Below are 24,728 nucleotides of genomic sequence, written 5' to 3'. Positions count from 1 at the left end.
AAGGGTGCTTTTTTTTGTAAAAATTAATAAATAAGTAAAAATAATATGATATAATTAAGCGATTATGTTGAAAAAGGTGGATAAGTAATATGTACGAAAATTACCATTCCGGATGGATAGAATGTATTTGCGGAAGTATGTTTAGTGGTAAGTCAGAAGAGCTTATTAGACGTCTGAGAAGAGGTTTATATGCGAAACAAAATGTAAAAGTATTTAAGCCATCTATTGATAATCGATATAGTGAAGAAGCTGTAGTATCTCATAATGGAAATCAGCTTGATGCAATCAGCATAGAACATTCTAGTCAAATATTAAAATATGATTTACAAGGCATCGATATTATTGGAATAGATGAAGTCCAATTTTTTGATAATGAAATCGTAAGCGTAGCACAAAAGTTAGCAGAAGAAGGCTATCGTGTTGTTGTAGCTGGATTAGATATGGACTTTAAAGGTGTGCCATTTGAACCAATGCCTGAAATGATGGCAGTTGCAGAAATTGTAACAAAATTACAAGCGGTATGTGCAGTATGTGGATCTCCATCAAGTCGAACACAAAGACTTATAAATGGTGAACCAGCACATATTGATGACCCGATTATATTAGTTGGGGCAGACGAAAGTTATGAACCAAGATGTAGAGATCATCATATAATTAGAACTGAAATAAGGAGTGATATAAATGTTTGATCAATTAGAAATTGTTGAAAATAGATATGAACAATTAAATGAATTACTTAGTGATCCAGATGTCGTTTCGGATACAGACAAGCTAAGAAAATATTCAAAAGAACAATCTGACTTACAAAAGACAGTTGATGTATATAGAACTTATAAATCTGTTAAAGGTGACATTGAAGATGCTAAATTAATGCTAAACGAAACAACAGATAAAGAAGAACAAGATATGTTGAAAGAAGAAATTAACAGTCTTACTAAACGTGTACCTGAATTAGAATCTGAATTAAAATTCCTACTTATTCCTAAAGACCCTAACGATGATAAGAACGTTATTATGGAAATTCGTGGTGCAGCAGGTGGAGATGAAGCAGCTATTTTCGCAGGTGACTTATTCAGAATGTATTCAAGATTTGCTGAAGCACATGGCTACAAAATTGACGTCGTTGAAGAGAATATTAGTGACCATGGTGGCTACAAAGAAGTCAGCTTTTCAATTCAAGGAAACGGTGCATTCAGTAAACTTAAATATGAAAATGGTGCACACCGTGTACAACGTGTACCAGAAACTGAATCTGGCGGACGTATTCATACTTCTACAGCAACAGTTGCAGTATTACCTGAAGCTGAAGATGTTGAAATTGATATTAGAACTGAAGATTTAAAAATTGAAACTTACCGTTCTAGTGGTTCTGGTGGTCAGCACGTCAATACGACAGACTCAGCTGTACGTATCACGCATTTACCAACTGGTATTGTTGCGACATCATCTGAAAAATCTCAAATTAAGAACCGTGAAAAAGCGTTTAAAGTATTGAAAGCCAGAGTTTACGATATGATGGTTCAAGAAGAAAATGCTAAATACGCTGAAAAAAGAAAGTCTGCTGTTGGTACAGGAGATCGTTCAGAAAGAATTAGAACGTATAACTATCCTCAAAACAGAGTAACTGACCATCGTATTGGATTAACTTTACAAAAGTTAGATCAAATTATGGAAGGTAAAGTTGACGAAATTATCGATGCATTAACGTTGCATGAACAAACGGAAAAATTGGAAGAATTAAATAATGGCCAATTATAATTTTCAACAGTTACTAAATGAAACTTATGATGGATTATCAGCACGAGGGTTTGAAACCTCTCGTGCTGATTGGTTATTAGAGGATATTTCAGGCATGTCTAGAACACAAATTGCCATGAATTTAAATCAAAATGTACCTGCTAATATTTTGGGAGCTTATTTAAAAAGTAGAGAACGTATGTATGAAGGTGAGCCTGTACAATATATTGCAGGTTTTGCAGAATTTTATGGTAGAAAGTTTGAAGTGAACCAACATGTTTTAATACCTAGACCTGAAACAGAAGAACTTGTCTATCAAACATTACAAATGATTCAGAACGAGCAAGTAGTCGTATGTGATATAGGAACGGGTACAGGAGCTATCGCAATTACATTGAAAAAAGAGCGACCTGATTTATCTGTTATCGCAACTGATATTAGTGAAGAAGCATTATCAATTGCCGAAATAAATGCATCAATACTTGAAGCACCGATAGAATTTCTACAAGGTAAATCTTTAGAACCACTGATTAAAGAAAATATTAAAGTGGATGTACTCGTCTCAAATCCACCGTACATTTCATATGCAGAACAAAAAGGAATGTCTAATACAGTCTTAAATTATGAACCACATTTGGCTCTATTTGCAGAAGATGATGGCTTAGCGATCTATAAAGATATTATTCTAAATTTAGAACACGTTATGTCGGATAATGGACTCGTCATTTTTGAAATTGGCCATTTACAAGGTGAACTATTAAAAGACTTTATTGAAACCCATTTGAATGTTGAACATGTAAAAATCATTCAAGATATAAATCAAAACAATCGTATGATACAATTTAATTTGAATAATCAATAGAAGTTATGCACATTTAACGGGAGTTATCCACGTTGTGTGGATAACTTTTGTTTTAATACAATAAATGCTTTAAAGAAGGGAAGAAATGCATTGGAAACAAATGTTTGGGATGTGCGTAAGTATGTTCATAACTTACAAAGTTATCCACAAATTGATGAGATTATTGCAGGATATCATCAAAATAAACTGATTGCTTTACCAACTGAAACGGTATATGGATTAGGCGCTAATGCAAAAGATGAAGAAGCGGTTAAAGAAATATATGTAGCAAAAGGTAGACCGTCTGATAATCCACTTATCGTACATATACATGATAAATCTCAATTAAAAGACTTCACCCAAAATATATCTCAAGAAACTGAAATTTTAATGGATGCTTTTTGGCCAGGACCAATTTCATTTATTGTGCCTTACAAGTCAGGATTTTTAAGTGAACGTGTTACGGGTGGATTACAATCTGTTGCTGTACGCATGCCAAGTCATCATGTCGGTAGAGCAGTTCTACAATTAACGAATTTACCAATTGCGGCTCCAAGTGCAAACATTAGTGGACGTCCTTCGCCAACTAAATTTGAACATGTTAAACATGACTTGGATGGAAGAATATATGGCATCATTCAAGCAGAAGATATTGATGAAGGTATAGAAAGTACTGTAATAGATTGTACAAGTTATCCATTTAAAATTGCACGACCTGGTTCTATAACAATAGAGATGATTAATAAAGTTCTGCCAAACAGTGTTATTAATGAAAAGTTAGATTTGGAAAAACCAATTGCACCAGGTATGAAATATAAACATTATGCACCTTCGCAACCTGTAACATTAATAGAAGGTGGTATTACAAAACAAATGAGTTTGTCAGATAATACTTCTAAAAAGATAGCAGTAATAGGTCCTAAAAGTATTGAGCCATTAATCTCAGAACAAATGACTTTTATACCGCTTGGTAGAGATATTGCAGATATAAAAGGTGCACATCACGATTTGTATGATGCTTTGCGAATAGCAGATCAACTGACAAACATTGATGAAATTTATATAAGTGGCTACGAAAGAAATGACGATACAATCGCATTAATGAATAGAATTGATAAAGCAAGTGGTCACAATATTAAAGGAGAAGATGAATTGTGAAAATAGTTTTCGTATGTACAGGCAACACTTGTAGAAGTCCATTGGCTGAAGCGATAGCCAAAGATATTAAACCTGAATTTAATATTCAATCTAGAGGCATTTCAGCTTTTGATGGGACACCAATATCTCCACAATCAATGGAAATCATCTTTAAAAATGATTTGCCCATTCCTGATACTGCTAAACAATTTTCTGAGCAAGATTTAGATGCTGATATTATCTTAACTATGACTGAATCTCATAAAATGATTTTAGAATCGCAATATACACATCACAACATTCATTCAATAAAACAGTACGTAAGAGGCGAAAAGGGAGATGTCTCAGATCCCTTCGGACAATCTCAAGTCATTTATCAAAATACTTACGAAGAACTTCGAGCACTAATTGAAGATTTATTACAAAGTAATTAAGAATTCAAATAATTTGCAGAATTGCTATAACAGACATAGAAAATAAGTTATAATATTATAGTATAAACAAATTGGGAGGTGGGAAGATGAAAGTAGCTATTGCAGCAGACCATGGTGGCTATGAATACAAAGAAGCAATCAAACAATTACTTGATGAAATGAACATTGAATATAAAGATTTTGGTACACATAAAGGTGAATCAGTAGATTATCCAGATTATGCAAGACCAGTATCTGAAAGTGTTGCAGATGGAACGTTTGATAAAGGAATTTTGATATGTGGAACTGGAATTGGTATGTCTATCGCTTCAAATAAAGTAAAGGGGATTCGTTGTGCACTTGTGCATGATGTTTTTACTGCTGAAGTGACGAGACAACATAACGATTCTAATGTATTAGCAATGGGCCAACGTGTTATAGGTGAAGGTTTAGCACTTCTCATCGTCAAGACTTGGTTGACAAGTGAATTCGAAGGCGGTAGGCACCAAAGACGTATAGACAAGATTGAAGGCGGTTGTTCATGAAAGAAGATTTAAAACAATTGTTGAATGAACTAAAGTCTATTGATTTTTTTAACAATCAAGAACTATGCATCATTGGGTGTTCAACTTCAGAAGTTAAAGGTTCAAAGATAGGTTCAGATGGTTCGATTGATGTTGCTAAGGTTATATATGAAAGTCTTGATTTTATACATAAAGAGACAGGTGTTCACTTTGCGTTTCAAGGTTGCGAACATATTAACCGTGCTATAACAATCGAGCGAGAAATATTTGATCCTTATACAATGACTGAAGTTTCTGTTGTACCAAAAGCCAATGCTGGAGGTAGTTTGTCAACTTATGCATATCAACACATGAAAGACCCAATAGTTGTTGAACACATTCAATGCGATAAAGGTATTGATATTGGTCAAACACTAATTGGTATGCATTTAAAGCACGTCGCAGTACCTGTATCAATTGAAACTAAGCGCATTGGAGAAGCTATTGTTACAATAGCTAAGAGTCGTCCTAAATTAATAGGCGGCGAAAGAGCAAAGTATTAAATTCTTAAAAGTGAGGGATTGTACATGTCATTAATTAAAAAGCAAGACGAAGAACTTTTCAAAGCAATGGAAAAAGAGTTTGATAGACAAAATAATAATATCGAACTTATAGCATCAGAGAACTTTGTTTCTGAAACAGTAATGGAAGCACAAGGTTCTGTATTAACTAACAAATATGCAGAAGGTTACCCAGGTCGTCGTTATTATGGTGGCTGTGAATACGTTGATATCGTTGAAGATTTAGCGCGTGATAGAGCTAAACAACTTTTCGGTGGAGAACACGTAAATGTACAACCTCATTCAGGATCACAAGCAAATATGGCTGTATATTTTGTAGCTTTAGAACCGGGTGATACTGTACTTGGAATGAACTTAAGTCATGGTGGACATTTAACTCATGGAGCAAAAGTTAACTTCAGTGGTAAGTTATACAACTTTGTAGAGTATGGTGTTTCTGAAGAAAATGAACAAATTGACTATGAAGAAATCTTGAGAGTTGCAAAAGAAGCACAACCTAAATTAATCGTAGCAGGTGCTTCAGCTTATCCAAGACAAATTGATTTTAAGAAATTCAAAGAAATAGCAGATGAAGTTGGCGCTAAATTAATGGTTGATATGGCTCATATCGCTGGTTTAGTTGCAGCAGGTTTACATCAAAACCCTGTTGATTATGCTGACTTTGTAACAACGACAACACACAAAACATTAAGAGGACCAAGAGGCGGTATGATTTTCTGTAAAGAAGAATATGCTAAAGAAATTGATAAAACAATTTTCCCTGGTATTCAAGGTGGTCCATTAATGCATGTTATCGCTGGTAAGGCAGTTTCATTTGGTGAAGCATTACAACCAGAATTTAAGGAATATCAAAAACAAGTAATTAAGAATGCTCAAAAATTAGCAGCAACTCTAGAAGACGAAGGTTTAAGAATTGTATCAGGCGGTACTGATAATCATCTTATCTGTGTAGATGTTAAAGGTTCTCTTGGCATTACTGGTAAATTAGCTGAGAATGCTTTAGATGAAGTTGGTATTACATGTAATAAGAATACAATTCCATTTGATCAAGAAAAACCTTTCGTAACAAGTGGTATTCGTTTAGGTACACCAGCAGTTACATCTCGCGGATTTGATGAGGAAGCAGTTGAGGAAGTAGGTAGAATAATAGCACTTGTGCTTAAAAATCCAGAAGATGAACAAACATTAAAAGAAGCACATGAACGCGTATTATCACTAACTTCTAAGTTTCCACTTTACAACAAATAAATATTTATTGGAGGCTAGACTTATGGGTAAAGTACACGTTTTTGATCATCCATTAATTCAGCATAAGTTGAGTTATATTCGTGATCGTAAAACTGGCACTAAAGAGTTTAGAGAGCTTGTCGATGAAGTCGGTATGCTTATGGCGTATGAAGTTACGAGAGATTTTGAAACACAAGATGTTGAAATCGAAACACCCGTAACTAAAATGAACGCTCAAAGATTATCTGGTAAGAAATTAGCACTTATTCCTATTTTACGTGCTGGCCTTGGAATGACAGATGGTATTATGAAACTCGTTCCAGCTGCTAGAGTAGGACATGTAGGGTTATATCGTGATCCAGAAACTTTAGAAGCGGTAGAATATTTTGTGAAATTACCACAAGATATTGAAGAAAGAGAAATTATTGTAGTAGATCCTATGCTTGCTACAGGTGCATCAGCAATCGAAGCGATTCAATCATTGAAGAATCGTGGAGCAAATAAAATACGTTTTATGGGCTTAATTGCTGCACCTGAAGGGGTTAAAGCATTACAAGAAGCACATGAAGACGTAGATATTTATATTGCTGCATTAGACGAAAAATTAGATGACCATGCATACATTACACCTGGTTTAGGTGATGCAGGTGATCGATTATTTGGCACTAAATAGATAATAGGAGGATTTTATTACAATGAAGAAAATTATGACGATATTTGGTACGCGACCTGAAGCTATTAAAATGGCACCTTTAGTTTTAGAATTAAAAAATGATCCGGAGTTACAACCAATTGTTGTTGTAACAGCGCAACATAGAGAGATGCTAGACTCAGTTCTAGAAACATTTGATATTACACCAGATTATGATTTAAATATTATGAAACAAGGGCAAACACTTTCAGAAGTAACATCAAGAGTATTAGGTGGACTTGAAAGTGTTATTCAAGAAGCTAAGCCAGATATGATATTGGTACATGGAGATACAACAACTACTTTTGCAGGCAGTTTAGCAGCATTCTACAATGAAGTTGCAATTGGCCATGTAGAAGCAGGGTTAAGAACTTGGAACAAATATTCTCCATTCCCAGAAGAAATGAATCGACAAATGACGGGGGTCCTTGCTGATTTACACTTCTCACCAACTGATCAGTCTAAACATAATTTACTTCAGGAAAATAAAAAAGACGAATCTATTGTTGTGACAGGTAATACAGCTATAGATGCGTTATCAACTACTGTAACTGACGATTATGAAAGTGAAATTATTAAACGTCACGAAGGTAAACGCATCGTGCTATTAACTGCGCATAGACGTGAAAACATTGGTAAACCGATGGAGAACATTTTTAAAGCTGTTAGACAAATTGTTGAAGAGCATGAAGATGTTGTTGTCGTTTATCCAATGCACAAAAATCCTAAGGTTAGAGAAATTGCTAACCAAATATTGAGTGATCATGATCGTATAGAATTGATCGAACCTTTAGAAGTTATAGATTTCCATAACTTTGCAGCTAATTCTCACTTGATCTTAACAGATTCAGGTGGTGTTCAAGAGGAGGCTCCTTCATTAGGTAAACCAGTACTTGTCTTAAGAGATACGACTGAGAGACCTGAAGGCGTTGAAGCTGGAACATTGAAACTTGTAGGTGTCGAAGAAGAGAACATCTATAACGAAACTAAAGCGTTATTAAATGATCAATCATTATATGAAAAAATGAGTATCGCTCAAAACCCTTATGGGGATGGTCTTGCTTCTAAGAGAATATGTGAAAATATTAAATATTATTTTGATATCTTGAAAGAAGCACCGGAACCATTTAGAACAAAATAATTAAAGTGGTGGTTTGTGTCAATTCTGTGACAAAAAAATGACAAAAATTTGTTTTCTATTTTTGTCATAGCATTGACACTATAAGTCCACTATATTATCATGAAAATTGTGTGATGAAACGGTTTTCAAAGATATGCCACTTATCTAAGGAGTTTCAGCTGAATGTTTGATATAAAGGGCTTTTTTAAGTCTTATTTACAGTATTTTATTTTCTTTATTATTATTCTAGTTGTAGTGTATTTCTTCTTGAAACATGAGTTCGTTTTAGGACTTATTATTGGAACAATAGCATCAGCTGTTAACTTGTTTTCATGGGAAGTTTACCTCAATCGTGCTAAAAATGCTGAATCATTACAATTATCAACAGGAAACTGGGTCAGATATCTTGTGACAATCGTTGCTTGCTGTTTTTGGCTTAAATATCCACTAATCGTTGATATTATCGGGATTTTATTTGGTTTGATGATAGCATATGTATTAATTATGTTTAAATCACTGAAAAGTCTCGATTAAATAATTAAAATTGTGAAAAGAGGTGAAGATATGGAACACGAATCACCTATGTGGTCCATCAATTTGGGAGGATTTGATTTAGTTTTCAATCTTTCAAGTATGTTAATGTTGTTAGTTTCTGCAGTTATCGTCTTTGTAGTAGCTGTTGTCTGTACTAGGAATCTAAAAATTAGACCTACTGGTAAACAGAACTTTATTGAATGGGTATTTGACTTTGTAAAAGGTATTATCCAAAGCAATATGGCATGGAAAGACGGAGGAAGATTTCACTTCTTGGCGGTTACACTTATATTCTTCATATTTGTATCAAATATGCTAGGATTACCGTTCTCAATTGTTGTAGGACATACACTATGGTGGAAATCACCTACAGCAGATCCAACAGTAACATTAACGTTAGCAACATTGATGGTTCTTTTAACACATTACTATGGTGTTAAAATGCGTGGTACTGGCGCGTACTTGAAATCATTTGTACAACCAGTAGCATTTATGGTGCCATTCAAAATTGTTGAAGAATTTGCTTCAACATTAACGCTTGGTCTACGTTTATACGGTAATATATTCGCAGGTGAAGTATTACTTGGATTATTAGCAACATTAGCAGCTGGAGGCGTTTTAGGCGCGTTCGGAGCAGTTTTACCAGCGATAGTATGGCAAGGATTCTCAATATTTATTGGTTCAATTCAGGCATACATATTCGTAATGTTATCAATGGTTTATATGTCCCATAAAGTGGCAGACGATCATTAATATATAATTTAAAAAAACAATTAATATTTTTATTTCTAGGAGGAAAATTATAATGAGTTTAGGTGTATTAGCAGCAGCAATCGCGATTGGTTTAGCAGCATTAGGAGCAGGTATCGGTAACGGTCTTATCGTATCAAGAACAGTAGAAGGTGTTGCACGTCAACCAGAAGCACGTGGTCCATTAATGACAATCATGTTTATCGGTGTTGGTTTAGTTGAAGCCCTTCCTATCATTGCAGTAGTAGTAGCATTCATGGTAATGAATCGATAAGCTAAAATATTTTTAGAACAGGCGGAGTCTATCTAAAAAGGATTTCGCCATTCATTTATGAGATGTTATTCATCTTTAATTGCAGTGAAAGGAGTGTAGTTGGCAGTGGATCAAAACGTATTAGTTTTAGGAGCAGCAGGTGGCGGTGTCGAATGGGGAACAGTCTTATTTACATTGATCACATTTATTATCCTGCTTGCCTTATTAAAAAAGTTTGCTTGGGGACCATTAAAATCAATTATGGATGAGCGTGAGAACGCTATTAATAAAGATATTGATGATGCTCATGAAGCAAAAGTAAACGCTAAGAAATTAGAAGAAGAAAATAGAAATCTATTAAGAAAAACTCAAGAAGAAGTACAAACAATTCTTGATGATGCGAAACATCAAGCTAAAGTACAACAAGAGCAAATTATTAATGATGCAAATGTTAAAGCAAATGGCTTAGTACAATCAGCTCAAGCAGAAATTCAACAAGAGAAACAAAGAGCTATTGCAGATATTAATAATAGAGTTTCAGAACTTTCTGTATTAATTGCTTCTAAAGTAATCAATAAAGAAATCTCTGAACAAGATCAAAAAGACCTTGTTGAAAAATACATTAAAGAGGCAGGGGATAAATAATGGCGAATATTAGTCAGAAATATGCCCAAGCCTTATATGATGTAGCTGAAGCACAAGATTTAACAGACAGCGTCTTAGATGAACTTACTCAAGTAGCAGAAAGTGTTAAAGAACAAATTAGTGATTTAAAAGCAATTGATAACAATCCTAAATTAGCAAAAAACGACAGACAACAATTTGTTGACAATGTATTTAAAGGTGCTTCTAAACCTTTGTTAAACACATTATACCTACTTGCTAATAACAGTAAATTGTCACTAATTCCAGAAATTCATAAAGATTTTAGCAAAATATACAATCAGGTACATAGCCAAGATTTAATGAAAGTTGAATCTGTGTATCCTTTATCTAATGAAGAATTAGACGAAATTGGTAAAGCATTTATTAAAAGAACAGGTTTGAAAAAACTTATTTTAGAAAATCAAGTTAATGATTCTTTAATTGGTGGTATTCGTGTTTCCATAGGTACAAAAGTATACGATGGTTCCATTCAGAATGACTTAAATCAATTAGCAAAATCATTTCAACAAATGAAATAATATTAAGGAGTGACATAGATGGCCATTAAAGCTGAAGAAATCAGTGCTTTATTACGCTCTCAAATTGAAAACTATGAGTCAGAAATGTCAGTTACCGATGTTGGTACAGTTATCCAAGTCGGCGATGGTATTGCATTAGCTCATGGCTTAAATGACGTTATGGCTGGCGAACTATTAGAGTTCCATACTGGCGTTTTAGGGTTAGCACAAAACTTAGAAGAAAATAATGTAGGTATCGTAATTTTAGGACCTGCAGAAGGTATTAAAGAAGGCGACGAAGTTAAAAGAACTGGTCGTATTATGGAAGTACCTGTAGGGGAAGAATTAATTGGTCGTGTTGTAAATCCATTAGGTCAACCATTGGATGGACAAGGTCCAATCAATACATCTAAGACTCGTCCTGTAGAATCACCTGCAACAGGTGTTATGGATCGTAAATCAGTTGATGAACCATTACAAACTGGTATTAAAGCGATTGACGCATTAGTACCTATTGGACGTGGACAACGTGAGTTAATCATCGGTGACCGCCAAACAGGTAAAACAACAGTTGCGATTGATACAATTCTTAACCAAAAAGACGAAGATATGATTTGTATCTACGTTGCAATTGGTCAAAAAGAATCTACAGTTCGTACAGCGGTAGAAACTTTACGTAGACATGGTGCTTTAGATTATACAATCGTTGTATCTGCGTCAGCAGCTCAACCAGCGCCATTATTATACATTGCACCTTATGCTGGTGTAAGTATGGCTGAAGAATTCATGTTTAACGGTAAACATGTATTAATCGTTTATGATGATTTAACAAAACAAGCAGCAGCTTACCGTGAGTTATCATTATTACTTCGTCGTCCGCCAGGTCGTGAAGCTTACCCAGGTGACGTATTCTACTTACACAGTCGTTTATTAGAACGTGCTGCTAAATTAAATGATGACTTAGGTGGCGGTTCTATTACTGCTTTACCATTTGTTGAAACTCAAGCAGGGGACATCTCAGCATACGTTCCAACAAACGTTATCTCAATTACTGACGGACAAATATTCTTACAATCAGACTTATTCTTCTCTGGTGTAAGACCTGCGATTAACGCTGGTTTATCTGTATCACGTGTTGGTGGTTCAGCACAAATTAAAGCGATGAAAAAAGTAGCAGGTACTTTACGTCTAGATTTAGCATCATACCGTGAGTTAGAATCATTCGCTCAATTTGGTTCAGATTTAGACCAAGCTACGAAAGCTAAATTAGAACGTGGTAAACGTACAGTAGAAGTACTTAAACAAGATCAAAACAAACCATTGACTGTAGATCGTCAAGTTGTTATTTTATACGCTTTAACTAAAGGTCATTTAGATGATATTCCAGTTGAAGATATTACACGATTCGAAGATGAATTCTTAAATTGGATTGATGCAAATGCAAGCGATCTATTTAAAGAAATTCGTGAAACAAAACAATTACCATCTGATGATAAATTTGTTTCAGCAATCGATGCATTCAAAAAAGTATTTAATAAATCTCATGTAGAGTAATATTAAGCTTTAAATAAAAGGTGGTGAAATTGTGGCTTCACTAAGAGAAATCAAAGGTAGAATTACTTCTACTCAAAAGACTAGTCAAATTACAAAAGCAATGAATATGGTTTCAAACTCTAAATTGCGTAAAGCAGAAGAGAATACGAAAGCATTTCAACCATATATGGATAAGATTCAAGATGCTGTAACAGCTATTGCTTCTAAGAGTACAGATGTTAATCATCCAATGCTTAAAACAAGACCTGTAAAACGTTCTGGTTACTTAGTTATTACTTGTGATAAAGGACTTGCAGGACCATATAGTGCTAACATTTTGAAAAATGTCGTTAACGATATTAAAGAAAAACATAACAACAATAGTGACGAATACGGCATTATTGTTGTCGGACGAGTAGGCCGAGACTTCTTCAAAGCTAGAGGATATAACATCATTGAAGAGTATGTAGGTTTACCTGACCAACCAACATTTAAAAATGTACAAGCTTTAACTGAAAAAGCTGTAGACTTGTTTAATGAAGAATTTTATGATGAGTTAACAATTTACTACAGTCATTTCGTGAGTGTGCTTGAACAACAAGTTAAATCTAAAAAAATCTTACCATTATCTGATGAAGATACTGGAAAAGGTTCTAGTATGATGGCTGGTTATGAATTTGAACCAGATAAAGAAACGATTTTAAAAGTTATCTTACCGCAATACGCAATTAGTTTAATTTATGGTGCATTATTAGATGGTAAAGCTAGTGAACATGCATCAAGAATGACAGCTATGAAGAATGCAACAGATAACGCTTCAGAATTAATTGATGAATTATCATTACAATATAACAGAGCTCGTCAAGCTGCAATTACTCAACAAATTACTGAGATTGTAGGCGGAGCAGCTGCACTCGAATAATGATTAGGAGGAATTTACATGGGATTAGGCCGAGTAACGCAAATTACAGGGCCAGTTATTGATGTACGCTTCCCACATGGTGAATTGCCAGAACTTAATAATGCTTTAACTCTTAAAGTTGAACGTCCAGACGGATCAAGCTTTGACTTAGCATTAGAAGTTGCATTACACCTTGGTGATGATGTTGTACGTTCTATAGCAATGGCATCAACTGATGGTGTTAAACGTGGACAAGAAGTTACTGATACAGGTAGACCTATTTCAGTACCAGTTGGTGATGCTACATTAGGTCGTGTTTTCAATGTATTAGGTGAAAAAATTGATTTAGGTGAAGAAATTGATGATAGCGTACGTCGCGATCCAATTCATCGTTTAGCACCTAAATTCGAAGATTTATCTACAAAAGTAGAAATTCTTGAAACTGGTATTAAAGTAGTAGACTTATTAGCACCTTATATCAAAGGTGGTAAAATCGGTTTATTCGGTGGTGCCGGAGTAGGTAAAACAGTACTTATTCAAGAGTTAATTAATAACATCGCTCAAGAACATGGTGGTATTTCTGTATTCGCAGGAGTAGGTGAACGTACACGTGAAGGAAATGACTTATACTATGAAATGAGCGATTCAGGTGTTATTAAGAAAACAGCGATGGTATTCGGTCAAATGAACGAGCCACCTGGTGCGCGTGCTAGAGTTGCACTATCTGGTTTAACAATGGCAGAATACTTCCGTGATGAGCAAGGTCAAGACGTGTTATTGTTCATCGATAACATCTTCCGTTTTACACAAGCAGGTTCAGAGGTATCAGCATTATTAGGCCGTATGCCATCTGCCGTTGGTTACCAACCAACTCTTGCTACTGAAATGGGACAATTACAAGAACGTATTACATCAACTAATAAAGGATCAGTTACATCTATCCAAGCAGTATTCGTACCTGCCGATGACTATACTGACCCAGCGCCAGCAACAGCTTTCGCTCACTTAGATGCTACTACTAACTTGGAACGTAAATTAACGGAAATGGGTATTTATCCAGCCGTTGACCCATTAGCTTCAACATCACGTGCTTTAACTCCAGAAATTGTTGGAGATGAACACTATGATGTTGCGCGTCGTGTACAACAAACGTTACAAAAATATAGAGAGTTACAAGATATCATTGCCATACTTGGTATGGATGAATTATCTGATGAAGATAAGAAAACAGTTGAACGTGCTCGTCGTATTCAATTCTTCTTATCTCAAAACTTCCATGTAGCTGAACAATTTACTGGTCAAAAAGGTTCATACGTACCAGTTAGTCAAACTGTACAAGATTTCAAAGCTATTCTAGAAGGACAATATGACCATATCCCAGAAGATGCTTTCCGTTTAGTCGGTGGTATTGAAGCAGTTCTTGAAAATGCTAAAAACATGGGTGTAGAGGTCTAATAATAATTAGGAGGAATGGAAAATGAATACATTTACCTTAGATGTTGTCACTCCTAATGGATCTGTTTACTCAGCAAAAGAAGTAGAACTTGTTGTTTTACATACTGAAACTGGTGAAATGGGTGTAATGGCTGGACATATTCCAACTGTTGCAGCTTTGAAAACAGGATACGTTAAAGTAAACAAAGCAAGTGGTACGGAGTATTTAGCTGTTTCCGAAGGATTTGTTGAAGTAAGAACTAATAAAGTTACAGTTCTAGTTCAAGCGGCTGAAACTGCCGATGAAATAGATAAAGACCGTGCGATTAATTCTAAAGAGCGTGCTGAAGAACGATTGAAAATGAATCGTGATGAAGTAGACTTTAGACGTGCTGAACGTGCACTTCATCGTGCAATTAATCGAATTGAAGTGGCTAAATTTAGATAAAATACAAGAGTCTGGGACATAACGTAATGTCTCAGACTCTTTTAGTATCTTGGCAGTAGATGTCTGAATTGAAAATGCGCTTGTATCAAGCTTTTTTCAACTCTAGTCATCCTTGCCGGGGCGGGACGACGAAATCTTTTTATCTAAATTAGATTTCTGTCCCGCTCCCTTATATTTTTAGAAGGAGTTGTTAATATGGAATATTATGGTCAATTAGGTATTATCGGACTTTTACTACATGTCATCTGTGTATGTTTAGCATTCTGGGCACTCCAAGGCGTAAGATTAGAACAAATTTTTAAGAAAAATCATGTTGCGCAAGCTCAAACATTTATTATCATCTTATCTATCATATTAGGTACGGCTGTAAGTCGTTTTATTTTAGATATACTCCAATATTCGCTACAATTAAGATTGCTATTCTAATAATAAGAAAAAATTACATAAATATATGAAAAAAGAACAAAAAAGTAGTATAATATTTTGGTGATGTTTATGAATCAAGAAAAATGTGTATTAAATAAATATATACATTTGTAAAATAAATAAAAGTGAAGTTTTTTGGAGGATAATTATATGGATAAAATCGTCGTGAAAGGCGGAGCAAGTCTTAATGGCACAGTTGTAGTCGAAGGGGCAAAAAACGCAGTATTACCAATATTAACAGCTACACTTTTACCAAGTGTTGGTCAAAGTGTATTAACGAATGTACCTAAATTAAGTGATGTAGATACAATTAACACAGTACTTACGCATTTAAATGCAGATATAGAATATGATGCAGATCATAACACTGTAAAAATAGATGCATCAAATACATTAAAAATTGAAGCACCATATGAATACGTAAGTAAGATGAGAGCGAGTATTTTAGTTATGGGTCCTTTATTAGCAAGAGAAGGTCATGCTAGAGTCGCTTTACCTGGTGGTTGTGCAATTGGTTCAAGACCGATTGAACAACATTTAAAAGGATTCGAAGCTTTAGGTGCAGAAATCGAACTACATAACGGATTTATTGAAGCAACAACGCCTAATGGCTTAAAAGGGGCTAAAATTTATTTAGATTTCCCTAGTGTAGGTGCTACTCAAAATATTATGATGGCAGCAGTACTTGCAGAAGGAAAAACTGAAATTCAAAACGTAGCAAGAGAACCAGAAATTGTAGATTTAGCTAACTATCTAAATGAAATGGGTGCACAAGTACACGGTGCTGGCACAGATACAATTAGAATCACAGGTGTTAGTCAATTACACGGTGCAGAACATGCTATTATTCCAGATAGAATTGAAGCTGGTACATTTATGATTGCAGCAGCGATTACTAGAGGGAATGTCAATGTTATTGGTGCAATAAGAGAACATATGACAAGCTTAGTGTCTAAATTAGAAGAAGCTGGTGTTCAAATTACGGATATCGAAGATGGATTAAATATTCAAGTACCTGGTGAAATTAAAGCTATTGATGTTAAAACAATGCCACATCCTGGATTCCCTACAGATATGCAATCTCAAATAATGGCTCTATTATTAACAGCTAATGGTACTAGTAAAGTAACTGAAACAGTATTTGAAAACAGATTTATGCATGTAGAAGAATTTAAACGTATGAATGCAGATATTTTCATCAACGGTAGAAGTGCAATGATTACAGGTAACAGTAAATTACAAGGTGCAGATGTAAAAGCTACAGATTTAAGAGCTGGTGCATCATTGATTCTTGCTGGACTTGTGTCTGACGGATATACAAACGTTACAGAACTTAAACATTTAGATAGAGGTTATGTTGATTTTCATGGTAAACTTAAAGCATTAGGTGCAGATGTTGAACGCATCAATGATAATGGCAAGTTAAACGATAAAGCGAGGGTTTAGTATGGCTGAAACACAATCATCAAGATCTGACGATAAAAAAAGAAAGTCAACTTATCAATCTATTAAAGAGAAACTTCAAAGAAATAGAGTAGAAACAATTCAAGGAGTGGAAGTAGAGCATCGTGTCATTCCATTATGGATTAAATTACTTATATTATTAGTATTAATGATTTTATTATTTATTGTTGGAACTATGATTGGATACGGTATACTTCATAATCCATTTGGGGTGTTTAATCCCGAAACTTGGCAACACATCTTTGATTTAACTGGAAGGAGCTCATAATGGAAACTATTTATGACTTTAACGAAATTAAAAAAATTATACCTCACCGTTACCCATTTTTATTATTAGATAGAATAGTAGAATTAGAAGACGGTAAACGTTGTGTAGGTATTAAACAAGTAGCAGGTAACGAACCATTTTTCCAAGGACATTTTCCTGATTATGCAGTAATGCCAGGTGTATTAATCGTAGAAGCATTAGCACAAACAGGTGCAGTTGCAATGTTACGCTTAGAAGAAAACCAAGGTAAACTAGCAATGTTTGCAGGAATTGATAAATGTCGATTCAAAAAACAAGTTACACCAGGTGACACTCTAAGACTTGAAGTAGAAATAAACAAAATAAAAGGTCCAATAGGAAAAGGAACAGCAAAAGCAACAGTAGATGGAGAAGTTGCATGTAGTTGTGAAATTAGCTTTGCTATTGTAGATCAATAAATAGAAAAGAGAAAACAGTCGCCTGTTTTCTCTTTTTTTCTGCTTATAAATGGGATTTGATTTTGTTAGGGACAGAATTCCGAGAAATGTCTCTAAGAGAGCGCCCACCTAACTACCAGAATTCAGAATAATGATAGTTACAGCATTCTGATTACCACTATTCAGAATAATGGAAGATACAGTATTCTAACTACCAGAATTCAGAATAGTGGTAGTTACAGAGTTCTAATTACCAGAATTCGGAATAGTGGTAGTTACAGCGTTCTAATTACCAGAATTCGGAATAGTGGTAGTTACAACGTTCTAATTACCAGAATTCGAAATAATGGAAGTTAGCGGATTCTAACTACCAGAATTCAGAAAAATGGAAGTTAGCGAGCTCTAACTACCACAATTCGAAATAATGGTAGTTACAGGATTCTAATTACCAGAATTCAGAATAGTGGTAGTTACAGAGTTCTAATTACCAGAATTCGGAATAGTGGTAGTTACAGCGTTCTAATTACCAGAATTCGGAATAGTGGTAGTTACAACGTTCTAATTACCAGAATTCGAAATAATGGAAGTTAGCGGATTCTAACTACCAGAATTCAGAAAAATGGAAGTTAGCGAGCTCTAACTACCACAATTCGAAATAATGGTAGTTACAGGATTCTAACTACCACAATTCAGAATAATGGAAGATACAGTATTCTAACTACCAGAATTCAGAATAATGGAAGTTACAGCGTTCTAATTACCAGAATTCGAAATAATGGAAGTTAGCGCATTCTAATTACCAGAATTCAGAAAAATGGAAGTTAGCGGATTCTAATTACCATAATTCAGAATAATGGAAGTTACAACGTTCTAATTACCAGAATTCGAAATAATGGAAGTTACACACCCAAATACACACCTAACAAAAAATCTAGGACCACAAACTGTCCTAGATTTTTCTTTATATATTGCTTTTTTCGTCTTTTAATTTTGGTTTAGATTGCATCAATCTATTAAATGATGTTTTAAGCTCATCTCCTGATAAGCCTTCATCTATGAGTTGCTCTAATAATCGTTCTGCATATACTTGTCGTAATGTATAGATATGACATTCAAATACGACGGATATTTTATCTTCTAGTTGTTCTATGTATTTGATGGTTGCATCAAATAATGCTGGGTCGTTTGAAGGTCTTGTTATAACGACACGTGTATCTAGTAAGGTTTGGTTATCGTGATATTCTTTCATTTGTTCATAATGAATATCTGAAATTAAGATCTCTAATAGCCATCCTGTACCACTATTTTCTTTATTTATAATGATACCATCTAATAATTCATACTCTGTAATCTGTTCATCATCTACAATTTGAAAGCGTACGGCTTTAAATGTTTTCATAAACATCCCCCTTATCGTTAAATCTACGAATGTTTAACTTTGTTATCTATTATAAAGCACTTTTGCATGAAATAACAATAATCATAAAATAAAGTGAAGAATAAGTGTTTATTTTATGATTTATCGGACTTTGACTGAAAAAATTGACTCATTATATTATAAGTATAAGGAGGTGAGAATATGTTAAATAAATCTGTATTAGTTGGACGTTTAACTAAGGACCCTGCATATTATAAGAAAGGCGAAATTATCATTTCTACATTTTGTTTAGCTGTTGAACGCGGATATAAGACTAAAGATGGCACGATTGCTGTTGATTTTATTGTATGTAAAGCATTCGGTAAACTTGCACATAATATTCATGAATATACTAAGAAGGGACAGCTTGTTGCATTAACTGGGCAAATTCAATCAAGAGCATATGTTAAAGATGATAAGAAACACTATATAACAGAAATTATATGTGAAACGATTAAATTCTTAAATATGCCTGCATCAAGTAAATCAACGATCCCTCAAACGAAAGAGGAAATGAGTGAATTAATTAGTGAAAGTGCTGAAAGTTATGCTAGTGACCTTTCATCTAAAGTAGCAAAAGAAAAATTACGAGCTGAAGCATTAGCTAAAGAAAATGGTGAAAATAACTTAGATGAAAAGTTATATAGCGAATATCATAATGTCGTTGACGTTATTAAAGAAACTGAACAACAAACTCCTGATGCTGATGCATCAAAAGTAACAACCTCGTAGCATTAAACTTCAATAAAAACTGTTTATAGAAATACTTCCGAAAATAAATATTCTTGATTCTAAATTCCGAAACTTGCTGTCTTGCTGTAGGGCAGCAAGTATACATAATTACAAGTAATTGTTTAAAAAATTACATGAATATGACAAATTGTCTGATAATTAATTTTGTTCAATCTTTATAAATCCCTTTGTTAAGGTGTTTTAATGATTAATATTCAGAATATTGTCTGAAAATTAACGTAATCTAACTGTAATATTAGCTGTAATTTTTTCATATAGCTGTAACCTATGACATAAAAATAAGTGGTATAGTTTAAACAGTAAAAATCATATAAAAAGTGAAAACCTTACAGGAGGAAACATTCAATCATGAAAAAATTATTAGCAGTTTCAACTGCGGCAGTTGCAGTTACTACAGGGGTAACAGCTACAGCCGATGCAGCAACACATACAGTAAAATCTGGTGATACTTTAGGTAGTATTTCACAACAATACGGTACTTCAGTAAGTGCTATTAAAGCAGAAAATGGTTTAAAATCTAACTTAATCTTCCCTAACCAAGTAATCAAGGTTAACGAGAAAAGTTCAGAATCAACTACAGAATACACTGTAGTAGCAGGAGATACTTTAGGTAAAATCGCAGCTAAATACGATGTAACTGTATCTCAATTAAAAGCATGGAACAACTTATCTTCAGATCTAATCATTGTTGGACAAACTTTATCATTACAAGCTCCAGCTCAATCAGCTGAGCCAGCTAAAGCGCCTGTAGCACAACAAGCGCCAGTTCAACAAACTCAAGAACAAGTTGCAGCTCCAGCTCAACAACAAAGCTACCAAGCGCCTGTTCAATCTTACCAAGCGCCAGCACAACAAACATATAAAGCACCAGCTCAACAATCATACCAAGCACCAGCTCAAAAAGTTAGAACTACTCAAACTTCAACAGCTAGCACTGGTGGATCTACTAAAGCTCAATTCTTAGCTGCTGGTGGTTCAGAAGCTATGTGGAATGCAATTGTATTACCAGAATCAAGCGGTAATCCAAATGCAGTAAGTCCAAATGGTTACCAAGGTCTTGGTCAAACTAAAGAATCTTGGGGTACTGGTTCAGTAGCTACACAAACTAAAGGTATGTTAAACTACGCTAAAAGCCGTTACGGTTCAGAATCAGCTGCTATTGCTTTCCGTCAAGCTAACGGATGGTGGTAAGCCATACACTTTAATCTAAAGTGGTTATAAATTAATTTATCCAATCGCCTAGGAAATATCCTAGGCGATTTTTTAATTTGACCACAATACGTCTATTTGATAATCTTAAATAAACTGAATATATGAGTGACTGCTAGGGGCGCCATTTGGCTGAGATGAATTAATTCAGTCCCTTAACACCTGATTTGGATAATGCCAACGTAGGAAAGTGGTCGATGAACGTTTTTACAACTATTAATTGACCTCTTTCTTATGAAAGAGGTCATTTTTTATGAAGTTATCAATAATAGAATTATAAATATAAATTTGAGGTGGATTACAATGAAAAAACCGAATATAGCATTAACGATTGCTGGAACGGACCCAAGTGGTGGAGCAGGTATTATGGCAGATTTGAAATCATTTCATGCATCAGGCGTTTATGGAATGGCAGTTGCTACTAGTATCGTTTCTCAAAACAGCCTAGGTGTACAAGATGTTTACCATTTACCTGTTGAAGTTATTGAAAGCCAGTTAAGAAGTGTCTTTGATGACGAAGTACCACATGCTATCAAAACAGGTATGATCGCATCAGAAGAAATGATGCAAACGATTAAACCATTTATTGAACAATCTGGTAAGCCGTATGTTATTGACCCAGTCATGGTTGCTAAAAGTGGTGATGCGCTAATGGATGATGAAGGGAAAGGGAAACTTAAAGAAATATTATTACCATTAGCTACAGTTGTTACACCTAATATTCCAGAAGCAGAAGATATTACTGGATTTAAAATTCAAACTGAAGAAGAAATTAAAAAAGCTGGTGCATTTTTCTTAAATGAAATTGGATCTAAAGGTGTAGTTATAAAAGGTGGGCATCTGGAAGGTGATGCAATCGACTATTTATTTACTGAAAATGGTGTGAAAAGCTGGAAAAGTGAAAGATTCAATACGAAGCATACACATGGAACAGGTTGTACATTTAGTGCAGTAATAACAGCAGAATTAGCTAAAGGTCATACAATTGAAGAAGCGGTAGAAGTAGCTAAAAGATTTATTACGTTAGCTATTCAATATACACCTGAAATAGGCAAAGGTAGAGGTCCAGTGAACCACTTTGCATACCAAAAGATAGAGGGATTAGATTATGAGTAAATTAACAAATATTAGAGAAAATAGTCCATTAATCGTATGTTATACAAATGATGTCGTTAAAAACTTTACAGCAAATGGTTTAATTTCATTAGGTGCAAGTCCAGCAATGAGTGAAGAACCTGAAGAAGCAGAAGAATTTTCAAAAGCAGCAGGTGCTTTTCTTCTTAACATAGGCACGATTACGACTGACAAAGCCTATGATATGAAACAATATGCTGAAATTATGCATAGAAATGGTGTTCCAGTAGTTCTAGATCCAGTTGCTGTTGGTGCATCACAATTAAGAAAGACTTTTTGTACGACATTATTAAATGATGAAGTAGTTGATGTTATAAGAGGCAATGCATCAGAAATATTAGCGCTTATAGAAGAAGATACAATTATGAAAGGTACAGATAGTGATGATACGCTTGATGCTGTTAAAATTGCGAAAAAAGCACATCAACAATTAAAGCTACCGATTATCATAACTGGTAAAGTCGATGTCATTGCATGTCATAATAAAATCATCGAATTGCACAATGGTAGTGAGATGTTAACGAAAGTAACTGGTGGAGGTTGTTTATTAGGTGGGGTAATAGCTGCATTCTTATCTCATGAAAATACCATCACAATAGACTTATTAGAAGAAGCGTTATCAACATATAATATTGCAAGTGAGTTGGCATATCAACAACCTGGTGCACATTTACCAGGTACATTCCAAATTTCGTTTATAGATCAACTGAATGTTATAACAGAAGACATTGTTAAAGAGAAAAAGATTGTGAAAGAAGTGAACTAAATGTTTGATCCAAAAACGTTAAAAGTATATTTTATAGCAGGCAGTCAAGATATTGCTGACGGTAATCTTATAAGAGTTGTTGAAGAAGCTTTAAAGGCAGGCATCACGATGTTTCAGTTTCGTGAAAAAGGTGAGACGAGTAAAAAAGGGGCAGAAAAAGAAGCCCTTGCGCAATCATTATTTGAGCTTTGCAAGCAATATCAAGTTCCATTTATCGTCAATGATGATGTAGATTTAGCAATTAAATTAAATGCTGATGGTATTCATGTTGGACAAGATGACCGAAATGTATCTGAGTTTAAAGATAAGTTTAAAGATAAAATCATTGGCTTAAGTGTTGCAAATAAAAGTGAATATGATCAATCTGATATATCTGACGTGGATTATATTGGAACCGGACCTATACATTCTACAAATTCTAAAGCTGATGCAGGAGAAGAAGGTGGGTATCAACAGATTGAAAATATGAGAAAAATCAATCAAGATATTCCTATCGTTGCAATCGGCGGCATTACTGAAGTTGATGTACAACCACTTATTAAAGCTGGCGCAAATGGTGTAAGTGTTATCTCTGCTATAGCGAAAAGTCAAAATATTGAACAAACTGTGAAGGGCTTTCATAAACAGTATAAAAATATTTGATAAAATTAATATATTGATTTATGTTGTCGCTATTCTATGATAGAATGAGTTTTATGTGAGTATATCAATAGAGGTGGAAAAATGAAGAAAAAAGCTTTATGGCCATTATTATTTGGTGTAATGGTTGTGCTAGCTGGTTGTGATTATTCTAAACCTGAGAATAGGGATGGATTCTTTTATAATACATTCGTAAAACCAATGGATAGTGTTATTCATTGGCTTGGTACAAATTTGAATCACGATTATGGTCTAGCTATTATCGTTATAACATTAATTGTTCGTTTTGCGTTATTCCCATTTATGATGAAGACGTATAAGAATCAAAAGTTAATGCGTGAAAAAATGAAACTTGCTAAACCTGAAATGGAAGCAATTCAAGAAAAAGTTAAACGTGCTCGTACTCAAGAAGAAAAAATGGCAGCCAATCAAGAAATGATGGCATTATACAAAAAACATGGTATTAATCCAATGAACATGGGTTGTTTACCAATCGTTATACAAATGCCAATCGTCATGGGATTATTCTATGTATTAAAATATCCTACTGAAGGCGGAATCACAGAATATCCGAATTTCTTATGGTTTAATTTAACTGAACCTGATTTAATTATTACGATCATTGCAGGTATCATTTATGCATTACAAGCATTCGTTTCTATGAAGTATGCGAATGTTCCAGATGAACAGAAAAATATGATGAGAATGATGATGTTTATTTCTCCAATTATGATTATTTGGATGTCATACATTTCAGCATCTGCATTAGGTTTATACTGGGCAGTCGGTGGTGCATTCTTAGTTGTTCAAACATGGTTAGGTAATGTCTTCTATAACAACAAAGTTGAAGAAGAAATGAAACCAATCATTGAAGCACATGAAAGAAATCAACAAGAAGCTAACAAAGAGAAGAAACCAGCTAAACTCGTTTCTAATAAAAAGAAAAAGAAATAAAACCAAAAAAACAAAC

29 protein-coding genes, 1 pseudogene and 1 riboswitch are annotated in these 24,728 nt (G+C 34.3%); of the genes and pseudogenes, 29 read left to right on the top strand and 1 reads right to left on the bottom strand.

Annotated features, from left to right (window positions below; all coding sequences use genetic code 11):
* Nucleotides 1-89: 89 nt before the first annotated feature.
* From LQ622_RS07525 to fabZ, 23 genes are all read left to right on the top strand, one after another.
* Complete coding sequence (locus LQ622_RS07525; protein ID WP_025904468.1) at nt 90-689, top strand: thymidine kinase; 600 nt, start codon at nt 90-92, stop codon at nt 687-689.
* Nucleotides 682-1,758, top strand: a complete 1,077-nt coding sequence (gene prfA / locus LQ622_RS07520; RefSeq protein ID WP_037589786.1) for a peptide chain release factor 1 — start codon at nt 682-684, stop codon at nt 1,756-1,758. The genes LQ622_RS07525 and prfA overlap by 8 nt, the downstream gene beginning before the upstream one ends.
* Nucleotides 1,745-2,599, top strand: coding sequence for a peptide chain release factor N(5)-glutamine methyltransferase (prmC, locus tag LQ622_RS07515; protein WP_239774895.1), 855 nt, complete (start codon nt 1,745-1,747; stop codon nt 2,597-2,599). Before prfA ends, prmC begins: the two co-directional genes overlap by 14 nt.
* A 90-nt stretch (nt 2,600-2,689) precedes the next feature.
* The gene (locus tag LQ622_RS07510) at nt 2,690-3,736 is read left to right on the top strand and encodes an L-threonylcarbamoyladenylate synthase (RefSeq protein ID WP_239774893.1); all 1,047 of its coding nucleotides are present in this window, start codon (nt 2,690-2,692) and stop codon (nt 3,734-3,736) included.
* A complete protein-coding gene (locus LQ622_RS07505) occupies nt 3,733-4,149 on the top strand; it encodes a low molecular weight protein arginine phosphatase (RefSeq protein ID WP_239774891.1) in 417 nt (138 codons plus the stop codon). The genes LQ622_RS07510 and LQ622_RS07505 overlap by 4 nt, the downstream gene beginning before the upstream one ends.
* 86 nt (nt 4,150-4,235) lie before the next feature.
* Nucleotides 4,236-4,673, top strand: a complete 438-nt coding sequence (rpiB, locus tag LQ622_RS07500; protein WP_025904473.1) for a ribose 5-phosphate isomerase B — start codon at nt 4,236-4,238, stop codon at nt 4,671-4,673.
* Complete coding sequence (locus LQ622_RS07495) at nt 4,670-5,194, top strand: TIGR01440 family protein (protein WP_239774887.1); 525 nt, start codon at nt 4,670-4,672, stop codon at nt 5,192-5,194. Before rpiB ends, LQ622_RS07495 begins: the two co-directional genes overlap by 4 nt.
* A 24-nt stretch (nt 5,195-5,218) precedes the next feature.
* Complete coding sequence (locus LQ622_RS07490; RefSeq protein WP_025904475.1) at nt 5,219-6,460, top strand: serine hydroxymethyltransferase; 1,242 nt, start codon at nt 5,219-5,221, stop codon at nt 6,458-6,460.
* Nucleotides 6,461-6,482: 22 nt separating this feature from the next.
* Nucleotides 6,483-7,112 (top strand): uracil phosphoribosyltransferase, encoded by a 630-nt coding sequence (upp, locus tag LQ622_RS07485; RefSeq protein WP_025904476.1) that lies wholly within the window; start codon nt 6,483-6,485, stop codon nt 7,110-7,112.
* A 22-nt stretch (nt 7,113-7,134) separates the two neighbouring features.
* Complete coding sequence (gene wecB, locus LQ622_RS07480; RefSeq protein ID WP_037589782.1) at nt 7,135-8,271, top strand: non-hydrolyzing UDP-N-acetylglucosamine 2-epimerase; 1,137 nt, start codon at nt 7,135-7,137, stop codon at nt 8,269-8,271.
* Nucleotides 8,272-8,433: 162 nt separating this feature from the next.
* Entirely contained in the window at nt 8,434-8,784 is a 351-nt protein-coding gene (locus LQ622_RS07475) for an ATP synthase subunit I (RefSeq protein ID WP_025904478.1), read from the top strand.
* A gap of 30 nt (nt 8,785-8,814) precedes the next feature.
* Complete coding sequence (gene atpB / locus LQ622_RS07470; RefSeq protein WP_049320104.1) at nt 8,815-9,537, top strand: F0F1 ATP synthase subunit A; 723 nt, start codon at nt 8,815-8,817, stop codon at nt 9,535-9,537.
* Nucleotides 9,538-9,589: 52 nt separating this feature from the next.
* Nucleotides 9,590-9,808: a F0F1 ATP synthase subunit C gene (atpE, locus tag LQ622_RS07465; protein WP_016998905.1), complete on the top strand. Its 219-nt coding sequence runs from the start codon at nt 9,590-9,592 to the stop codon at nt 9,806-9,808.
* A 99-nt stretch (nt 9,809-9,907) separates the two neighbouring features.
* Nucleotides 9,908-10,432, top strand: a complete 525-nt coding sequence (locus LQ622_RS07460) for a F0F1 ATP synthase subunit B (protein ID WP_048540915.1) — start codon at nt 9,908-9,910, stop codon at nt 10,430-10,432.
* A complete protein-coding gene (locus LQ622_RS07455) occupies nt 10,432-10,971 on the top strand; it encodes a F0F1 ATP synthase subunit delta (RefSeq protein WP_025904481.1) in 540 nt (179 codons plus the stop codon). Before LQ622_RS07460 ends, LQ622_RS07455 begins: the two co-directional genes overlap by 1 nt.
* An 18-nt stretch (nt 10,972-10,989) precedes the next feature.
* Entirely contained in the window at nt 10,990-12,504 is a 1,515-nt protein-coding gene (gene atpA / locus LQ622_RS07450) for a F0F1 ATP synthase subunit alpha (RefSeq protein ID WP_025904482.1), read from the top strand.
* Between the two features lie 31 nt (nt 12,505-12,535).
* Complete coding sequence (gene atpG / locus LQ622_RS07445) at nt 12,536-13,405, top strand: ATP synthase F1 subunit gamma (protein ID WP_025904483.1); 870 nt, start codon at nt 12,536-12,538, stop codon at nt 13,403-13,405.
* A gap of 18 nt (nt 13,406-13,423) precedes the next feature.
* Nucleotides 13,424-14,839 carry a F0F1 ATP synthase subunit beta gene (atpD, locus tag LQ622_RS07440; protein WP_048540911.1) on the top strand — a complete coding sequence of 472 codons (1,416 nt, stop codon included), beginning with the start codon at nt 13,424-13,426 and terminating at the stop codon, nt 14,837-14,839.
* Between the two features lie 22 nt (nt 14,840-14,861).
* Nucleotides 14,862-15,266 carry a F0F1 ATP synthase subunit epsilon gene (locus LQ622_RS07435; RefSeq protein WP_025904485.1) on the top strand — a complete coding sequence of 135 codons (405 nt, stop codon included), beginning with the start codon at nt 14,862-14,864 and terminating at the stop codon, nt 15,264-15,266.
* 195 nt (nt 15,267-15,461) lie between these two features.
* Entirely contained in the window at nt 15,462-15,692 is a 231-nt protein-coding gene (locus LQ622_RS07430; RefSeq protein ID WP_025904486.1) for a DUF1146 family protein, read from the top strand.
* Nucleotides 15,693-15,842: 150 nt separating this feature from the next.
* Entirely contained in the window at nt 15,843-17,138 is a 1,296-nt protein-coding gene (gene murA / locus LQ622_RS07425) for a UDP-N-acetylglucosamine 1-carboxyvinyltransferase (protein WP_025904487.1), read from the top strand.
* A 1-nt stretch (nt 17,139) separates the two neighbouring features.
* Entirely contained in the window at nt 17,140-17,424 is a 285-nt protein-coding gene (locus tag LQ622_RS07420; protein WP_025904488.1) for a DNA-directed RNA polymerase subunit beta, read from the top strand.
* Entirely contained in the window at nt 17,424-17,861 is a 438-nt protein-coding gene (fabZ, locus tag LQ622_RS07415; RefSeq protein ID WP_025904489.1) for a 3-hydroxyacyl-ACP dehydratase FabZ, read from the top strand. Before LQ622_RS07420 ends, fabZ begins: the two co-directional genes overlap by 1 nt.
* Nucleotides 17,862-18,801: 940 nt before the next feature.
* Here the strand turns inward: fabZ and LQ622_RS07410 are convergent.
* Nucleotides 18,802-19,239: a YwpF-like family protein gene (locus LQ622_RS07410; RefSeq protein ID WP_025904490.1), complete on the bottom strand. Its 438-nt coding sequence runs from the start codon at nt 19,237-19,239 to the stop codon at nt 18,802-18,804.
* Nucleotides 19,240-19,419: 180 nt separating this feature from the next.
* Between LQ622_RS07410 and LQ622_RS07405 the strand changes: the two genes are divergently transcribed.
* The 6 genes and pseudogenes from LQ622_RS07405 (at nt 19,420) to yidC (ending at nt 24,712) form a co-directional block, all read left to right on the top strand.
* Nucleotides 19,420-19,989 carry a single-stranded DNA-binding protein gene (locus tag LQ622_RS07405; protein ID WP_037589776.1) on the top strand — a complete coding sequence of 190 codons (570 nt, stop codon included), beginning with the start codon at nt 19,420-19,422 and terminating at the stop codon, nt 19,987-19,989.
* A 939-nt stretch (nt 19,990-20,928) separates the two neighbouring features.
* A pseudogene (locus LQ622_RS15155) lies at nt 20,929-21,201 on the top strand (aggregation-promoting factor C-terminal-like domain-containing protein); the annotation flags it as partial.
* Nucleotides 21,202-21,326: 125 nt separating this feature from the next.
* Nucleotides 21,327-21,425, top strand: a riboswitch (TPP riboswitch).
* Nucleotides 21,426-21,522: 97 nt separating this feature from the next.
* Complete coding sequence (thiD, locus tag LQ622_RS07395; RefSeq protein WP_025904493.1) at nt 21,523-22,335, top strand: bifunctional hydroxymethylpyrimidine kinase/phosphomethylpyrimidine kinase; 813 nt, start codon at nt 21,523-21,525, stop codon at nt 22,333-22,335.
* A complete protein-coding gene (thiM, locus tag LQ622_RS07390) occupies nt 22,328-23,119 on the top strand; it encodes a hydroxyethylthiazole kinase (protein ID WP_191836448.1) in 792 nt (263 codons plus the stop codon). Before thiD ends, thiM begins: the two co-directional genes overlap by 8 nt.
* Nucleotides 23,120-23,761, top strand: a complete 642-nt coding sequence (thiE, locus tag LQ622_RS07385) for a thiamine phosphate synthase (protein ID WP_191836447.1) — start codon at nt 23,120-23,122, stop codon at nt 23,759-23,761.
* A gap of 81 nt (nt 23,762-23,842) precedes the next feature.
* Nucleotides 23,843-24,712 (top strand): membrane protein insertase YidC, encoded by an 870-nt coding sequence (yidC, locus tag LQ622_RS07380; RefSeq protein WP_025904496.1) that lies wholly within the window; start codon nt 23,843-23,845, stop codon nt 24,710-24,712.
* Nucleotides 24,713-24,728: the final 16 nt, after the last annotated feature.

It is taken from the genome of Mammaliicoccus sp. N-M50 (assembly GCF_022386995.1).
Classification (GTDB): Bacteria; Bacillota; Bacilli; order Staphylococcales; family Staphylococcaceae; genus Mammaliicoccus; species Mammaliicoccus sciuri_A.
This window is presented reverse-complemented; position numbering and strand designations above follow the sequence as displayed.

Excerpts from the sequence above, each read along its gene's own strand:
- thiM (WP_191836448.1), top strand. The coding sequence starts at position 22,328 with ATGAGTAAATTAACAAATATTAGAGAAAATAGTCCATTAATCGTATGT.
- atpB (WP_049320104.1), top strand. The coding sequence starts at position 8,815 with ATGGAACACGAATCACCTATGTGGTCCATCAATTTGGGAGGATTTGAT.
- upp (WP_025904476.1), top strand. The coding sequence starts at position 6,483 with ATGGGTAAAGTACACGTTTTTGATCATCCATTAATTCAGCATAAGTTG.
- LQ622_RS07435 (WP_025904485.1), top strand. The coding sequence starts at position 14,862 with ATGAATACATTTACCTTAGATGTTGTCACTCCTAATGGATCTGTTTAC.
- LQ622_RS07525 (WP_025904468.1), top strand. The coding sequence starts at position 90 with ATGTACGAAAATTACCATTCCGGATGGATAGAATGTATTTGCGGAAGT.
- wecB (WP_037589782.1), top strand. The coding sequence starts at position 7,135 with ATGAAGAAAATTATGACGATATTTGGTACGCGACCTGAAGCTATTAAA.
- rpiB (WP_025904473.1), top strand. The coding sequence starts at position 4,236 with ATGAAAGTAGCTATTGCAGCAGACCATGGTGGCTATGAATACAAAGAA.
- LQ622_RS07455 (WP_025904481.1), top strand. The coding sequence starts at position 10,432 with ATGGCGAATATTAGTCAGAAATATGCCCAAGCCTTATATGATGTAGCT.
- LQ622_RS07405 (WP_037589776.1), top strand. The coding sequence starts at position 19,420 with ATGTTAAATAAATCTGTATTAGTTGGACGTTTAACTAAGGACCCTGCA.
- LQ622_RS07475 (WP_025904478.1), top strand. The coding sequence starts at position 8,434 with ATGTTTGATATAAAGGGCTTTTTTAAGTCTTATTTACAGTATTTTATT.
- atpD (WP_048540911.1), top strand. The coding sequence starts at position 13,424 with ATGGGATTAGGCCGAGTAACGCAAATTACAGGGCCAGTTATTGATGTA.
- atpE (WP_016998905.1), top strand. The coding sequence starts at position 9,590 with ATGAGTTTAGGTGTATTAGCAGCAGCAATCGCGATTGGTTTAGCAGCA.
- yidC (WP_025904496.1), top strand. The coding sequence starts at position 23,843 with ATGAAGAAAAAAGCTTTATGGCCATTATTATTTGGTGTAATGGTTGTG.
- fabZ (WP_025904489.1), top strand. The coding sequence starts at position 17,424 with ATGGAAACTATTTATGACTTTAACGAAATTAAAAAAATTATACCTCAC.
- murA (WP_025904487.1), top strand. The coding sequence starts at position 15,843 with ATGGATAAAATCGTCGTGAAAGGCGGAGCAAGTCTTAATGGCACAGTT.
- LQ622_RS07410 (WP_025904490.1), bottom strand. The coding sequence starts at position 19,239 with ATGAAAACATTTAAAGCCGTACGCTTTCAAATTGTAGATGATGAACAG.
- thiD (WP_025904493.1), top strand. The coding sequence starts at position 21,523 with ATGAAAAAACCGAATATAGCATTAACGATTGCTGGAACGGACCCAAGT.
- atpA (WP_025904482.1), top strand. The coding sequence starts at position 10,990 with ATGGCCATTAAAGCTGAAGAAATCAGTGCTTTATTACGCTCTCAAATT.
- LQ622_RS07490 (WP_025904475.1), top strand. The coding sequence starts at position 5,219 with ATGTCATTAATTAAAAAGCAAGACGAAGAACTTTTCAAAGCAATGGAA.
- LQ622_RS07430 (WP_025904486.1), top strand. The coding sequence starts at position 15,462 with ATGGAATATTATGGTCAATTAGGTATTATCGGACTTTTACTACATGTC.
- thiE (WP_191836447.1), top strand. The coding sequence starts at position 23,120 with ATGTTTGATCCAAAAACGTTAAAAGTATATTTTATAGCAGGCAGTCAA.
- LQ622_RS07495 (WP_239774887.1), top strand. The coding sequence starts at position 4,670 with ATGAAAGAAGATTTAAAACAATTGTTGAATGAACTAAAGTCTATTGAT.
- prfA (WP_037589786.1), top strand. The coding sequence starts at position 682 with ATGTTTGATCAATTAGAAATTGTTGAAAATAGATATGAACAATTAAAT.
- LQ622_RS07420 (WP_025904488.1), top strand. The coding sequence starts at position 17,140 with ATGGCTGAAACACAATCATCAAGATCTGACGATAAAAAAAGAAAGTCA.
- prmC (WP_239774895.1), top strand. The coding sequence starts at position 1,745 with ATGGCCAATTATAATTTTCAACAGTTACTAAATGAAACTTATGATGGA.